This window comes from Pseudomonas sp. D4002 (assembly GCF_013385665.1).
GTDB lineage: Bacteria > Pseudomonadota > Gammaproteobacteria > Pseudomonadales > Pseudomonadaceae > Aquipseudomonas.
Genome location: NZ_JACAPN010000044.1, coordinates 134,097 through 148,218 on the forward strand (window position 1 = coordinate 134,097; position 14,122 = coordinate 148,218).

Genomic DNA, 14,122 nt, shown 5'->3' on the forward strand with positions numbered 1-14,122 from the left:
TGTGGGAGCGGGTTGTGAGTTAGAAGAAGCCCAGCGGATTGATGTCGTAGCTCACCAGCAGGTTTTTGGTCTGCTGATAGTGATCAAGCATCATCTTGTGAGTCTCACGGCCCACACCGGACTTCTTGTAACCACCGAACGCGGCATGCGCCGGGTACAGGTGATAGCAGTTGGTCCATACACGCCCGGCCTTGATCGCCCGGCCCATGCGGTACGCGCGGTTGATGTCGCGGGTCCACAGGCCGGCACCCAGGCCGAACTCGGTGTCGTTGGCAATCGCCAGGGCTTCGGCTTCATCCTTGAACGTGGTGATGCTCACCACCGGGCCAAAGATTTCTTCCTGGAACACCCGCATCTTGTTGGTGCCCTTGAGCAGGGTTGGCTGGATGTAATAGCCGGTGGCCAGATCGCCGGTCAGCTTCTCGACCTTGCCGCCAGTCAGCAGCTCGGCGCCTTCGCCCTTGGCGATTTCGAGGTAGGACAAAATCTTGTCGAATTGCTGCTCGGACGCCTGGGCGCCGACCATGGTGTCGGTGTCCAGCGGGTCGCCACGTTTGATCGACTCGACCTTCTTCATCACCACTTTCATGAAGTCGTCGTAGATCGACTCTTCCACCAGCGCGCGGGAAGGGCAGGTGCACACTTCGCCCTGGTTGAAGAACGCCAGCACCAGGCCTTCAGCGGCTTTCTCGATGAATTGCGGTTCGGCTTTCATGATGTCGGCGAAGAAGATGTTCGGCGACTTGCCGCCCAGCTCAACGGTGGACGGAATGATGTTCTCGGCGGCCGCGTGCATGATGTGCGAGCCCACTGGCGTGGAGCCGGTGAAGGCGATCTTGGCGATGCGCTTGCTGGTGGCCAGGGCTTCGCCGGCTTCTTTGCCGTAGCCGTGCACCACGTTCAGCACGCCCGGCGGCAGCAGGTCGCCGATCAGTTCCATCAGCACGTTGATACCCAGCGGGGTTTGCTCGGCAGGCTTGAGCACCACGCAGTTACCGGCGGCCAGGGCTGGCGCGAGTTTCCAGGCGGCCATCAGCAGCGGGAAGTTCCACGGGATGATCTGGCCGACCACGCCCAGCGGTTCGTGGAAGTGGTAAGCGGCGGTGTGTTCGTTGATCTCGGCGCTGCTGCCTTCCTGGGCGCGGATGCAGCCGGCGAAGTAGCGGAAGTGATCCGCGGCCAGCGGGATGTCGGCGTTCAGGGTTTCGCGCACGGCCTTGCCGTTGTCCCAGGTTTCGGTGATGGCCAGCAGTTCGAGGTTCTGTTCGATGCGGTCGGCGATTTTCAGCAGTACCAGCGAGCGGTCCTGGGCCGAGGTCTTGCCCCAGACGTCAGCGGCGGCGTGGGCGGCGTCCAGGGCCTTGTCGATATCCTTGGCAGTGGAGCGCGGGAATTCGGCGATGGGCTTGCCGTTGACCGGCGAGGTGTTGGTGAAATAGTTGCCATCGACCGGCGCGACAAACTCACCGCCGATGTAGTTGCCGTACTTGGCCTTGAACGAAACGATCGCGCCTTCAGTACCGGGGTGTGCGTAACGCATGGTGGGTATCTCCTGGCTTTTTGTGTTTATTGGAGGACGCACGGTTGTGCTTGTTAAAGCGTAGAGCAAAGGTCGGGCCAGTGCCTCGTAGAGCCTGTAAATCAAGGGTTTAGAGGTTGTTGCAAACCGTTGCTGTGGCAAGCTTGGTACAGCCTGGGTGACAGTTTGTGCCATAAGCGGTACAGCCTGTGACCGGTGGGTCTGCCCGGGATTGCATTGGTCGGGAGGCTGGAGGATGCTGGGCACTCGCGCGCGGTGTACTTCACGCAGGGAGAATAATAAGAACATGCAAAACGATCATTTCAGTCGCCATGCCCAACAAGTCCTGACGGTCACCCGTGGGCAGGACCCGCTGCATGGCCCCGGCAGCGATCCGTCCATCGCCCGCTCCTGGCTGCGTTGTCTTGAGGACTATCACCTCGACCCCGCACTGACCATCGCGCCCACGGTGCTCGAACATGGCCGCCTGCTGGAAAGCCGCGAACGCCTGCAACAAGTGCTGAGCATCGCCGGCAATGAAATGAACAGCCTGCATCAACAGCTCTCCGGCGCCGGCCATGCGGTGCTGCTGACCGACGCCCGTGGGGTGATCCTCAACTGCGTCACCGCCCCCAGCGAGCGCAAGATCTTCGAGGGTGCCGGGCTGTGGCTGGGTGCCGATTGGAGCGAGGCCTGCGAAGGCACCAACGGCATCGGCACCTGCCTGGTGGAGCGCCAGTCCCTGACGATTCATCGCGATGAACACTTTCGTGGCCGACATACCGGCCTGACCTGCTCGGCCAGCCCGGTGTTCGACCCTCATGGCGAACTGCTGGCGGTGCTGGATGTGTCTTCGGCCCGGGAGGCGGTGTCGCGCCAGAGCCAGTTCCACACCATGGCGCTGGTCAATCTTTCGGCGAAGATGATCGAGAGCTGTTACTTCCTGCGCCATTTTGAGCACCACTGGTTGCTGCGCTTTCATTTGCAGGCAGAGTCTGTGGGCCTGTTCAGCGAAGGGCTGCTGGCGTTCGATGGTGAAGGGCGCATTTGTGCGGTTAACCAGAGTGCGTTGAACCTGCTCGGGCAAATCCGTGGCGGGTTGTTGGGGCAGCCGGTCGAGGCGTTTTTCGATTGTTCGCTCGATGAGTTGCTCGGGCGTGCCAGCGCGAACGCCAGCGCCAGTTGGCCCCTGCGTACCCGCGATGGCCGTGGCTTGTTCGCGGTGTTGCGCGGCCAGCCACGCAGCGTACCGGTGCCGGTGGCCCACGCCTTGCCGGAGCGGCCGCGATTGCCGGGCATTTGCCTTGGAGACGCGGCGCTGCAAAACGATTTCCGCAGAGCCTTGCGGGTGTTCGAGCGTGATGTGCCTTTGCTGATCCAAGGGGAAACCGGGTCTGGCAAAGAGGCGTTTGCCAAGGCCGTGCACCATGCAAGCCTGCGCGCAGATAAAGCCTTTGTGGCCCTCAACTGCGCAGCCATCCCGGAAAGCCTCATCGAAAGCGAGCTGTTCGGTTATCGCGGCGGCAGTTTTACCGGCGCCCGCAAGGAAGGCATGCGCGGCAAGCTGCAGCAGGCAGATGGTGGCACCTTGTTTCTGGATGAAATCGGCGATATGCCGCTGGCTTTGCAAACCCGGCTATTAAGGGTGCTTGAAGACCGCTTGGTGGTGCCCATCGGCGGTGAACCGCAAGCGGTTGATGTCAGAATTATCAGCGCTACCCACCGTAATCTGCTTGATCGGGTGCAGGACGGTAGTTTTCGTGAAGACCTGTATTACCGGCTCAATGGCCTGGAAGTGGCCTTGCCGCCGTTGCGCGAGCGCAGTGACAAGTTGCAACTGCTGGACTTCCTGTTGGCCGAAGAAGCGGGAGATCAGGCGGTGCAGCTTGACGGCGAGGCCCGCCAGGCCCTGTTGGCGTTCGCGTGGCCGGGCAACGTGCGGCAGTTGCGCACGGTGTTGCGCACCCTTGCCGCACTGTGTGAGGACGGGCGGGTGAGGCTTGATGACCTGCCTGCACAGATTCGTGCCGTGCAAACCCTGCCGGTGGCGATGAGTGAACCGGCAAACTCATTGCTGGATGCTGCCGAGCGCCAGGCATTGCTGGCAACATTGGTGCAGCAACGCTGGCATATGACGCACGTGGCGACGGTGCTTGGAGTCAGTAGAAATACGCTTTATAGAAAGTTACGTAAGTATGGTATAGCGCGTCAGGTGTAATGATGACGTTACCTGTTCTGGCTGTGAGTGATCAATCTGTGTTGTGGGCGACTGTGCGTTAAATAATGGCGTCGCACCGTATTAATGTTTTGTCATGTATTTTCGTGTGTGGGTGACTGTCTTCTGGAACGTTCATTATCTGTTTAGTTACTAAGTTGGCGGTTGTCGATTGTCTCGATAACTCGCTAATAGCGCTTATGGGTAAATAGTAACAACAAGTGAGATAATAATCATGAATAGTATTAGAGTTCGGCCCAACACGGTCAATCTACCTCCAGTGAATAAACCACCGGCCCCGCGCAATGGCGGTGTAACGCCTCCGATAGTACGTCCCGGTGGCCAGGGCAGCTCCCCTCCAATAGCTCCCCAACCTAAACCCCGGTTAGGGAAAAATCCGGCCACAGACACCTCCACAACGCTACCCAAGCCCGAGAAACCCAATAATTTTCAAACGCTGACACAACAAAAATTGATGAACCAAGGGCCTGCCAACCGGCCGTTCAAGCCTCAGGCCAGCGCAGATCCTAAAGATTTGGCACAGGTGACTCAAAACCTGATGGTTGCTGATCGGCTGGTCAAGGCCGGGGTGTTCAACACCTCGCCCCAGGCGGCAACGGTAGCCCGCGACGCCTTTGTCAGTGCGGGTATAAGCGGATTGGTCAGCGCTCCCCTGAGTATTGGTACCTACGCAGGCTCGGTTTGGTCTGGCGAGACAATCAAGGCGCAGTTTACAAACAATACGCCACTGCTCCCTCCGGCTCACCAGCCGGCTCCAAGCACGCAGGTGCCTGCCGCGAAAACCGACGGAACAACATCGGTCGTCGCCACGCAGGACACCGACACGGGTGCCACGACCGCGCGCTTGGGCCTGGCCGAGTTGCGCATGGAAGTCATTGCCAACAATATTATGGCAATGCGTCAAGGAACGAATGCTCCGGCACTTAAAATGAGCGACTCCTCGTCGCGTACGCCAAGCGAGCGCCTGGAAACGCTTGAGGCCTTGTATAAAACTGCGGAGGAACAGCTTAAAAAACTGGCGGACGAAAACGACATGGTATTCCGGCCTTACATTGCCACTCCCGCAGACGGCACCGATGACAAAGGCCGTCTGGATGTTATTGATAAAAAATTCGACGCATTAAACAAGTTCATAGGGAAGTTGTTGCACATGGGAACGCTGTCATTACCGGCAGAGTCTGCCGAAACAAAAGTCGTGTGACATAACCCCGCGTAAACTTTCGAGTCATGGATGATGCTCAGTCAAACTGGCGATGGGTCCGATGCCATGCATGCATCCTGTGGCACCGGACTTATCGAATATTCCCCTACGCTCTGACAAACAATGGCGGCTACCCCCCAAGGCCTGCGTGCTACAGCTAAAGAGTGCGATTTTCCCTTCCCTGCGCTAACCTGCCTCGATGTTTTACGAGGTCGACTATGCACATTCATATTCTCGGTATTTGCGGCACGTTCATGGGCTCCATGGCGGTGCTCGCCAAAGAACTGGGCCATCATGTTACTGGCTCCGATGCCAACGTTTACCCACCCATGAGCACGCAACTGCAGGCCCAGGGCATTGAGCTGACCCAAGGTTATGACCCGGCGCAATTCGACCCGGTCCCGGACCTTGTCGTGATCGGCAATGCCATGGTGCGCGGTAACCCGGCAGTCGAATATGTACTGAATAAAGGTTTGCCGTACGTGTCTGGCCCGCAATGGCTGGCCGATCATGTGTTGCAAGGCCGTTGGGTACTCGCCGTTGCCGGTACCCATGGCAAGACCACTACCAGCAGCATGCTGGCCTGGGTGCTGGAGCATGCGGGCATGAGCCCGGGCTTCCTGATTGGTGGCGTGCCGCAGAATTTCTCGGTGTCGGCGCGCCTCGGCGACACCCCGTTTTTTGTCATCGAGGCCGATGAGTACGACAGCGCGTTCTTCGACAAACGCTCCAAGTTCGTTCACTACCGCCCGCGTACGGCGATCCTGAACAACCTGGAGTTCGATCACGCGGACATCTTCCCTGATCTGGCGGCCATCGAGCGGCAGTTCCACCACTTGGTGCGCACCATTCCCAGCGAAGGCCTGGTGATTCACCCCACCACCGAGCCTGCCCTGCAGCGAGTTATCGAGATGGGCTGCTGGACCCCGGTACAAACCACCGGTGCTGGCGGCCAATGGCAGGTCAAGCTGCTGAGCGAAGATGGCTCCAAATTTGAAGTACTGTTCGAAGGCGTCGCCCAAGGCATCGTCGATTGGGACATGACCGGCCAGCACAACGTCGCCAATGCCTTGGTCACCCTGGCGGCTGCGCGGCATGTCGGCGTGGTGCCGTCCATGGGCATTGCGGCCTTGAGCGCGTTCAAAAGCGTCAAGCGCCGGATGGAAAAGGTCGCCGAAGTGAATGGGATTACCATCTATGACGACTTTGCCCACCACCCGACGGCCATCGCCACTACCCTGGATGGCTTGCGCAAGCGTGTGGGTGATGCCCAGGTGATCGCGATTATCGAGCCGCGCTCCAACTCCATGAAGCTGGGCGCCCACCGTGATGGTTTGCCGGAAAGCGTCAACGATGCCGACCAGGTTGTGTGGTACGCGCCGGCCAACCTCGGTTGGGACCTGCCTGCCATCGCCGCGTTGTGCACGGTGCCGTCGATTTGCCGCGACTCACTGGAAGGCATCATCGAACACGTGAAACACCAGGCCAGGCCCGGCACTCACGTGGTGATCATGAGCAACGGCGGCTTTGGCGGCCTGCATGGCAAACTCGCCGAGGCCCTGAAGTGAGCGGCCCGGAACGCGTCACCCTGGCGATGACCGGCGCGTCCGGCGCGCCCTATGGCTTGCGCCTGCTGGACTGCCTGGTGCGCGAAGACCGCGAGGTGCACTTCCTGATCTCCAAGGCCGCGCAACTGGTGCTGGCCACCGAGACCGATGTGGCGTTGCCGCCCAAAGTGCAGATGATGCAGGCCTTCCTCACCGAGTACACCGGTGCGGCGGCGGGGCAGATAAAGGTCTATGGCAAGGAAGACTGGATGTCACCGGTGGCGTCGGGCTCTGGTGCACCGGCCGCGATGGTGGTGGTGCCGTGTTCCACCGGGACCCTGTCGGCGATTGCCACGGGCGCCTGCAACAATCTGATCGAGCGCGCGGCGGACGTGACCTTGAAGGAGCGTCGCCAGTTGATTCTGGTGCCGCGCGAAGCGCCGTATTCGAGCATCCATCTGGAGCACATGCTCAAGCTGTCGAACATGGGCGTGACTATCTTGCCGGCGTCGCCGGGCTTCTATCACCAGCCGCAGACCATCGATGACCTGGTGGACTTTGTGGTGGCGCGGATTCTCAACCTGCTGAACATTCCCCAGGACATGCTGCCGCGCTGGGGCGAGCACCATTTGAGCAGTGATGAATAAACTATTGATGGTGCTGCTGGCGCTGCAACTGACCGGGTGTGCGACTGCGCGAACCCTGGACGCCGCCCAGCCCGGCGCGCCGGTGGTGTATGCCGGCACGCGGCTGGACATGTATGCGATTCAGGGCGGGTGCTGCGCGATGGACCGTTTTGGGGCCGAGGCGCCGAGCTATCCCCATGTCGACCTGCCGGCCAGTGCCTTGCTCGACACGCTGCTGTTGCCGCTGTCGGTGCTGACGGTGCTGGGGGTTGGGTTTAACGCGACGGGCGGGCTTTAGTACTTATCCCAGTATTAACAGAAATCCAATGTGGGAGCGGGCTTGCTCGCGAATGCGGTGGATCAGTCACTGTATCATTGACTGATCCACCGCATTCGCGAGCAAGCCCGCTCCCACATTTGGATGGTGTCCTGCCTGGAATTACGTGTTATTTGCCGAGCTTGCGCAGCTCGTCCGACTCTATAACCCGCACCCCATCCTGCTCTTCCAGCGCCAGTCGCCACATCGCCCGCGCCAGTTCGCACACTTCAATGCCGTGGTACTTGCCCGGAATCAGCCGCGACAATGGCCCGGCCAGTTGCTCGGCCAGCCGCGGTTCCAATCGCTCACCCAACAACAGCGAAGGTCGGACGATGGTCAACTGCGGCCAATCCTGGGCTTTCAACGCCTGTTCCATCTCGCCCTTGACGCGGTTGTAGAAGATCGAAGATTTCGGGTCGGCGCCGATTGCGCTGATCACGATCAGGTGCCGCGCCCCCATTTCCCGGGCGCGCTTGGCAAAGGCCACGACCATGTCCAGGTCGACGGCGCGGAACGCTTCTTCGGAGCCGGCCTGCTTGATGGTGGTGCCCAGGCAGCAGAAGGCGATGTCCACCTGGCCGCTCAGTTGCGGCAGGAATACTGCCGGGTCGCCCACCGGGTTTTCCAGGTGTGGATGCTCGGCCAGAGGCTTGCGGCTGGGTGCCAGCACGCGGGTCACGGTCGGCTCGTTGAGCAGGCGGTCCAGCAGATGCTCCCCGGTCAGGCCGGAGGCTCCGGCGAGCAAGATATGCTGAGGCGTCAGGTACATGATGTTTCCCCCTTGATACAGATTCAGCTTAGTTGCTCTTGGCTTCCTTGCTATTCATTGAGACGCTTTCGAGCGCCTTTCGTGCCTGCTGTTTGCGTAATAATTGCCAATGGGCGATTACGCCTTTGGGGGCCCAGATCTGCGGTTCGGAGGCTTCGAAGTTGTCCGCCTGTTCGCGTTCGGCCACGTGGGTCTGTGCCAGCTTGAAGGCTTGCTGCAGGTCGTCGGTCTGGTTGAAGGCCTGGGCAAAGAGGGCGTCGCCGAAGTAGGTGAAGTCGGCCTCTTCGGAGCAGCCGAACGACACCCGATCGGCGCGCGAGGCGGTCATGATCAGGGTGTGTTCGTCCTTCAGGGCCGGGATGAACCCGCCGGAGTAGCAGGCCGAAATCACGATGATCTTGTCGCGGTTCTTCAGCGGTGCCAGCACGGCGGCCAGCTCATCGGCCGGCAGGTCGGCCAGCTCCATGCGCGGCTGGTCGAGCACCAGTTCGTGCTCGTGGGTGCCGTGGCTGGTCAGGTAGATAAACACCAGGTCTTGCGGGCCACTGCGTTCGGCCAGGGTTTGGACTGCGCGGCGCAGGCTTTCGCGAGTGGCCATCGGGCGGTCGGCAATATGGTCGCGATGGTTCACCAGGCGGATCTGGCCGTAGGCGCCGAAGCGCGTGGCAAGCATGTTGCTGACGTAGTCGGCTTCGCGCAGGAACACGCTTTGTTTGCCGTCGCCGGCCACCACCAGGGTGTACAGCTCCACCCCCGATTTGGACGCGGGCACGGCGGCGAGGGCGGCATCCAGCAAGTGGCCCTGGGCAAACAGGCCGATTTCCAGCGGGTCAGGCAACAATTTGCCCTCGGCGTCGCGCACGCGCATGCCGTTGACCCAGGTGCCTGCCTGCACGGTGCCGTCGGTGAGCACCAAAGTGCCACGACCTTGATAGCTGTCGCTGTCGAAGCCGCCAATATAGAAGCTGCCGTCGGTGAGGTTCAGGCGGCCTGTGCCTGTGAAGCGCCAGTCGACGAACTGGCCGACGTAGTGGCTGCCATCGACGCCGATCAGTTCGCCCTTGCCGCTGAGGGCGCCTTCCTTGAATTCGCCGATCCATACGTCGCCGTCGGCGTTTTCGTAGCGGCCCTTGCCGTTGAGCTGGTTTTGTTTGAAATGGCCGATGTACATGTCGCCGTCGGCGCTGTTGAAGGTGCCGTTGCCCTCCAGCTGGCCATCGACGAAGCGGCCGCTGAACTGGTTGCCGCTGTCGTCGTTGCGCTGGCCTTCGCCGTTGGGCTTGCCGTGGGCGAACTGGCCCTGGTACTGGCTGCCGTCGGCCAGCTCGAGGCGGCCGAGGCCGGAATACTGGTCGTCCTTGAATTCGCCGCGATAGGTCATCTGCCCCTCTTTGAGGGTGCCTTCGCCGTTGCGCTTGCCTTGTTTGAAACCGCCGACGTAGCTGTTGCCCGACGTGGTCAGGCTGCCCTGGCCGTCGAACAGGCCCTGCTGGAACTGGCCTTTATAGACCTCGCCGTTGCTGCCATGCCATTCGCCCTGGCCGTGCCACTGGCCTTTATCGAACTGGCCCGCGTACCAGCTGCCATTGGGGTAATCCACCCGGCCCTGGCCTTGCAGCAAGCCATTGACCACGTCGCCACGGTAACGACCGCCATCGGGCAGCCGCGCATCGGGCGGCAACAGCGATTCGCCGTCGCCGCACGCGGTGAGCAACAGGACAAGAGCAAGGGGAGCGAGTGGGCGCATAGCGGGATCCGGATAATTGAGCGCCGAGTATGCCGCAGCTGCGAGATCTATACATAAATTTACATGAATTGTGGTGAGCGGACGGGCTCACCACAGCCAGGCTTCATACGAAGCAGAGTGACAACGATTCTGCAATGTAGGCCGGTTTGTCCTGGCCATCGATTTCCAGGGTGCAGGTGGCTTTAAGCAACCATTGCCCAGGTTTTTTCTCGGTGGCGTCGGTCAGGGTCACGGCCAGGCGCACCCTGGAGTCGACCTTCACGGGCTGGATGAAGCGCACGCTGTCCAGGCCATAGTTGACCGCCATCTTCAGGCCTTCGGGCATGATCAGGATGTCTTCGATCAGCTTGGGTATCAGCGACAGCGACAGGAAACCGTGGGCGATGGTGCCGCCAAACGGGGTCTGGGCGGCTTTCACCGGGTCGACGTGGATGAACTGAAAATCGCCGGTGGCTTCCGCGAACAGGTTGATACGTTCCTGGTCGATGGTGAGCCATGCAGAACGTCCCAGTTCCTTGCCGACATATTCTTTGAGTTGCGCTACGGGTACTGAGGGCATTGCGACTCTCCTTCTTTGCTCGGTTGGCTTCATCGTTTTTGTAGTTTTGGACAGGTCCAGAGAACCAATGTAGATCATCACGGGCACTTGGCCCGGTCAACCCACCATGCTTTTGGCGAATGCCGCTCCATAGAGGCAGCGTGCTTATAATGCCGACACGCTTTTGGGGGGAAGAACGGATGCTGTTACGCGGTCTGACATGGCTGGTGCTGTTTCAATTACTCGGCACGGCGATCAATCATTTGTTTGTCCCGGTGCTGCCGGGGCCGATTATCGGGCTGCTGCTGATGCTGGCCTTCCTGGTGTGGCGCGGCGAAGTCGGTGAACCCCTGAGCCTGGCGGCCAGCAGTCTGCTGCGTTATTTGCCATTGCTGCTGGTGCCGCCTGCGGTCGGTGTGATGGTGTATGCCAAGGACATTGCCGCCGACTTCTGGGCCATCGTCGGCGCGCTGGTGCTGTCGCTGGTGATCGCCATGGGCTTTGTCGGCGTGCTGATGCAGAAACTGGTCAAGCGCCAGGCGCAGCGGGAGGACGGCCAATGACACTGGACTGGCAGGGCGCCTGGGCCGCCGTGATTCATCACCCGTTGTTCGGCATCGGCATCACCCTCGGCGCCTATCAGCTGGTGCTGGCCGGTTTCGAGAAAACCCGCTGGATTTTCCTGCAACCGGTGCTGGTGTCGATGCTGTTGGTGATCGGTGTGTTGCTCGGCTGTGGCCTGACGTACGTCGAGTACCGCAAGAGCACCGAGATCATGAGCATCCTGCTGGGCCCGGCGACGGTAGCCCTGGCGGTGCCGCTTTACCTGAATCTGCGACGAATTCGCCAATTGTTCTGGCCGATTTTTACTACGCTGGTGGTGGGAGGCGTATTGGCCACCGGCCTGTGCGTGCTGTTGGGCTGGTGGTTTGGCGCCGAACACATGATGCTGATGACCATGGCACCCAAGTCCGTGACCTCACCGATTGCGATGCTGGTGGCCGAGCAGATCGGCGGCGTGGCGGCACTGGCGGCGGTGTTCGTGCTGATCACCGGGGTGATCGGCGCGATGATCGGTCCGGCGTATCTGTCACGGCTGGGCGTGCACAGCCCCGAAGCGCGCGGTATGGCGCTGGGCATGACCGCCCACGCTGTAGGTACGTCGGTGGCCTTGCAGGAAAGCGAAGAGACCGGCGCCTTTGCGGCGCTGGCCATGAGTCTGATGGGCGTGGCCACGGCGGTGTTCCTGCCGTTGGCCGTGTCGCTGGTTATTTAAGTCGGGTTTAAGGAAACCTTTATGAGTCTGGCGCTTTTCCCGCTCAATACCGTGCTGTTTCCCGGGTGCACCCTCGACCTGCAGCTGTTCGAGGCGCGTTACCTGGACATGATCAGCCGCTGCATGAAAAAGGGCGAAAGCTTTGGCGTGGTGTGCATCCTCGACGGCAAGGAAGTGGGGCTGGCGCCGGATGGCTATGCGTTGATTGGCTGCGAGGCGCTGATCCGCGACTTCAAGCAGCAGGACAATGGCCTGCTGGGGATTCGGGTCGAGGGTGGCCGGCGTTTCCGCGTGCGTGATGCCGGTGTGCAGAAGGACCAGTTACTGGTGGCCGAGGTGCAATGGCTGCACGAGCATCCCGAGCAACCGCTGGAAGAGGAAGACGCTGACTTGCTGGCGTTGCTTCATGCCCTGGCCGAGCATCCGATGGTGGCGTCCCTGGATATGGGCACCCACGCCGATGGCCAGCAAGCCCTGGGTAATCAGTTGGCCTATCTGCTGCCCTTTACCGAGGCCGACAAGATCGACCTGTTGCAACTCGATGACCCGCAACAGCGCCTGGACGCGATCCAGTTGCTGCTGGATGAGTTGCAGGGCGAGCTGTTCACCTGACCCGCGAGTGTCACTCGGACTTGTCCTTCCCGGTCTTCAGATTTTCCGTGGTTGTCCTGATCCCGTTGCCTGAAATAGTTGGCAGTCACGTAACGATGATCAGGGGGAAAGGATGATTCGGCTTTCGCAATCGGAGCAAGTCGTGTGGGATGCGTTTTTTATGGCCGTCACCACGCAAATTCTTCATATGAACGACGGTCGCGGCGCGGAGTACATCGCCGAACGCGCCGCGGAGATTGCTGACGAAATGCTTCTGGAGCGGCGCGAGCGCAGCGTCGAACGCCGCGCTGCACCCCTGGATTGGCTGGGGCCTGCCTAGTAGGCATACCTCAGCAGCGCGTGGGAAGTGCCGGTAAACGCAATGAACCCGAGCACCGCGCCACACACCGGCAGGATCAGCCACCAGACTCTCGGCGGCATCGGTGGCAACAGGCTGCGGTGCTGGCTTAACGTCAGGCTGAAGGCGCACACCGTCATTGCCAGCAGGGTGCCGGCCAGGATGTCCGTCGGCCAGTGTGCACCCAGGTACACCCGGGAAATCGCGATGGTGGCGGCGGGAATGCAGCCAAGCACCAGCCAGGTCAGGCGCAGTCGTGTCGGTTGACCGCGACCGGCAAGCACTGCCAAGGCCAGGAAGAATGCAAACGAGCCGGACGCATGGCCGCTGGGCATGCTGAAGCTGGTGAGTGGGTCGGTCAGCACTTCGGGGCGCATCCGCGCAAAAAACAGCTTGGTCCCGGTATTGATCAGCGCCGCGCCCAGCAGGGTGGCGCCGACAAAGATTGCCTGGCGCCATTGCCGCGCCACCACCAGCAGGCCGGTCAGCACCGCGCTGGCGACAAACATCTTCTTGAACTCGCCGAGCTGGGTCACCATCACCATTGCCCGGTCGATCGCCGGGCCGCGGTGTTCCTGCACCAGTGCCATCAAGCCCTGGTCAAAGTCGTTGAGGTAGGGATAGCCGATAAACAACGCGATCAACAGTGTGCCGCCAATGCAGCCAATCCATAGGGTGGCGCGCCGATGGCCGCGCAGGCTGCTGTTGAGGCTTACGCCGATCAACACTGCGAGACAGGCGGCGACAATCCCGGCCTCCGGCCAGAAGCCTTCGGGCAATGGCAGGCGGAAGGCCGCGCCGGTGGCCCAACCCGGCAACAGATACGCCACCGACCAACCTGCGCCGGCCAGCAGGCTCACGGCGGCAAAACGTGGGAAGGGCATGTCGCACATGCCCGCAACCATCGGCAACATTGGCCGCAGCGGGCCAATGAAGCGGCCTACCAACAGGCTGGCGATGCCGTACTTCTGGAAGTAGGCCTCGGCGCCGCTCATCCATTCCGGGTGATGCCGCAGGCCGGGAAGGCGCCGGATGTTCTGGTGGAAATGGCGACCGAGGAAGTAGGAAACAACATCGCCCAGCACGCCGCCGAGGAAGCCCAGCAACAGGGTTTCTCCCAGTGACAGTGCGCCGCTGCCGGCCAGGGCGGCGATGGCAAACAGCAATACCGTGCCAGGTACGATCAGGCCGGCAATGGCCAGGCACTCCACGCACGCCACGATAAACACCGCCACGGCCAGCCATTGCGGGTTCAGGGTCAGCCAGCCGGTAATGCTATCGAGCCATGGGCCCATACAATCAACTCCCTTTTGTAGATCGTCCTTGTGGGAGCCCGGCTTGCCGGCGATGGCGTCCTTGAGTCCGCTATCGCCGGGCAAGCCGGGCTCCTACAGG

General features: G+C 61.0%; 14 protein-coding genes. 9 read left to right on the forward strand and 5 right to left on the reverse strand.

Translation table 11 applies throughout. From position 1 onward, the window contains the following. Positions 1 to 19 precede the first annotated feature (19 nt). Positions 20 to 1,540 (reverse strand): aldehyde dehydrogenase family protein, encoded by a 1,521-nt coding sequence (locus tag HX824_RS27420; RefSeq protein WP_177055619.1) that lies wholly within the window; start codon positions 1,538 to 1,540, stop codon positions 20 to 22. A 286-nt stretch (positions 1,541 to 1,826) separates the two neighbouring features. Here HX824_RS27420 and HX824_RS27425 point away from each other — a divergent pair, with 286 nt between their 5' ends. From HX824_RS27425 to HX824_RS27445, 5 genes are all read left to right on the forward strand, one after another. Next, positions 1,827 to 3,737, forward strand: a complete 1,911-nt coding sequence (locus HX824_RS27425) for a sigma-54-dependent Fis family transcriptional regulator (protein WP_008436524.1) — start codon at positions 1,827 to 1,829, stop codon at positions 3,735 to 3,737. Between the two features lie 232 nt (positions 3,738 to 3,969). Beyond that, positions 3,970 to 4,956, forward strand: coding sequence for a hypothetical protein (locus HX824_RS27430; protein WP_256347054.1), 987 nt, complete (start codon positions 3,970 to 3,972; stop codon positions 4,954 to 4,956). Positions 4,957 to 5,174: 218 nt separating this feature from the next. After that, positions 5,175 to 6,524, forward strand: coding sequence for a UDP-N-acetylmuramate:L-alanyl-gamma-D-glutamyl-meso-diaminopimelate ligase (gene mpl, locus HX824_RS27435; RefSeq protein ID WP_003219401.1), 1,350 nt, complete (start codon positions 5,175 to 5,177; stop codon positions 6,522 to 6,524). Continuing rightward, the gene (ubiX, locus tag HX824_RS27440; RefSeq protein WP_003219402.1) at positions 6,521 to 7,150 is read left to right on the forward strand and encodes a flavin prenyltransferase UbiX; all 630 of its coding nucleotides are present in this window, start codon (positions 6,521 to 6,523) and stop codon (positions 7,148 to 7,150) included. The genes mpl and ubiX overlap by 4 nt, the downstream gene beginning before the upstream one ends. After that, positions 7,143 to 7,427 (forward strand): YceK/YidQ family lipoprotein, encoded by a 285-nt coding sequence (locus tag HX824_RS27445; protein WP_023659172.1) that lies wholly within the window; start codon positions 7,143 to 7,145, stop codon positions 7,425 to 7,427. The genes ubiX and HX824_RS27445 overlap by 8 nt, the downstream gene beginning before the upstream one ends. A 148-nt stretch (positions 7,428 to 7,575) precedes the next feature. On the opposite strand, the gene HX824_RS27450 is transcribed toward HX824_RS27445, so the two are convergent. From HX824_RS27450 to HX824_RS27460, 3 genes are all read right to left on the reverse strand, one after another. Next, positions 7,576 to 8,217: an oxidoreductase gene (locus tag HX824_RS27450; protein ID WP_003215421.1), complete on the reverse strand. Its 642-nt coding sequence runs from the start codon at positions 8,215 to 8,217 to the stop codon at positions 7,576 to 7,578. 28 nt (positions 8,218 to 8,245) lie between these two features. Continuing rightward, on the reverse strand, positions 8,246 to 9,964 hold the full coding sequence (locus tag HX824_RS27455) for a C13 family peptidase (RefSeq protein ID WP_008436527.1): 1,719 nt from the start codon (positions 9,962 to 9,964) through the stop codon (positions 8,246 to 8,248). A gap of 103 nt (positions 9,965 to 10,067) precedes the next feature. Further along, positions 10,068 to 10,523 carry a MaoC family dehydratase gene (locus tag HX824_RS27460; RefSeq protein WP_177055621.1) on the reverse strand — a complete coding sequence of 152 codons (456 nt, stop codon included), beginning with the start codon at positions 10,521 to 10,523 and terminating at the stop codon, positions 10,068 to 10,070. 179 nt (positions 10,524 to 10,702) lie between these two features. Here HX824_RS27460 and HX824_RS27465 point away from each other — a divergent pair, with 179 nt between their 5' ends. The 4 genes from HX824_RS27465 to HX824_RS27480 all read left to right on the forward strand — a co-directional run bounded on the left by HX824_RS27465 (position 10,703) and on the right by HX824_RS27480 (position 12,709). Beyond that, positions 10,703 to 11,065 (forward strand): CidA/LrgA family protein, encoded by a 363-nt coding sequence (locus HX824_RS27465; RefSeq protein ID WP_003215424.1) that lies wholly within the window; start codon positions 10,703 to 10,705, stop codon positions 11,063 to 11,065. Then, complete coding sequence (locus tag HX824_RS27470) at positions 11,062 to 11,778, forward strand: LrgB family protein (protein ID WP_003215425.1); 717 nt, start codon at positions 11,062 to 11,064, stop codon at positions 11,776 to 11,778. Before HX824_RS27465 ends, HX824_RS27470 begins: the two co-directional genes overlap by 4 nt. A gap of 21 nt (positions 11,779 to 11,799) precedes the next feature. Then, positions 11,800 to 12,390 carry an LON peptidase substrate-binding domain-containing protein gene (locus HX824_RS27475; RefSeq protein WP_003215426.1) on the forward strand — a complete coding sequence of 197 codons (591 nt, stop codon included), beginning with the start codon at positions 11,800 to 11,802 and terminating at the stop codon, positions 12,388 to 12,390. A gap of 112 nt (positions 12,391 to 12,502) precedes the next feature. Next, on the forward strand, positions 12,503 to 12,709 hold the full coding sequence (locus HX824_RS27480; protein ID WP_087694439.1) for a hypothetical protein: 207 nt from the start codon (positions 12,503 to 12,505) through the stop codon (positions 12,707 to 12,709). Here the strand turns inward: HX824_RS27480 and HX824_RS27485 are convergent. Continuing rightward, positions 12,706 to 14,022, reverse strand: a complete 1,317-nt coding sequence (locus HX824_RS27485) for a bifunctional DedA family/phosphatase PAP2 family protein (protein ID WP_003215428.1) — start codon at positions 14,020 to 14,022, stop codon at positions 12,706 to 12,708. The two genes, HX824_RS27480 and HX824_RS27485, sit on opposite strands and share 4 nt — an antisense overlap. Positions 14,023 to 14,122: the final 100 nt, after the last annotated feature.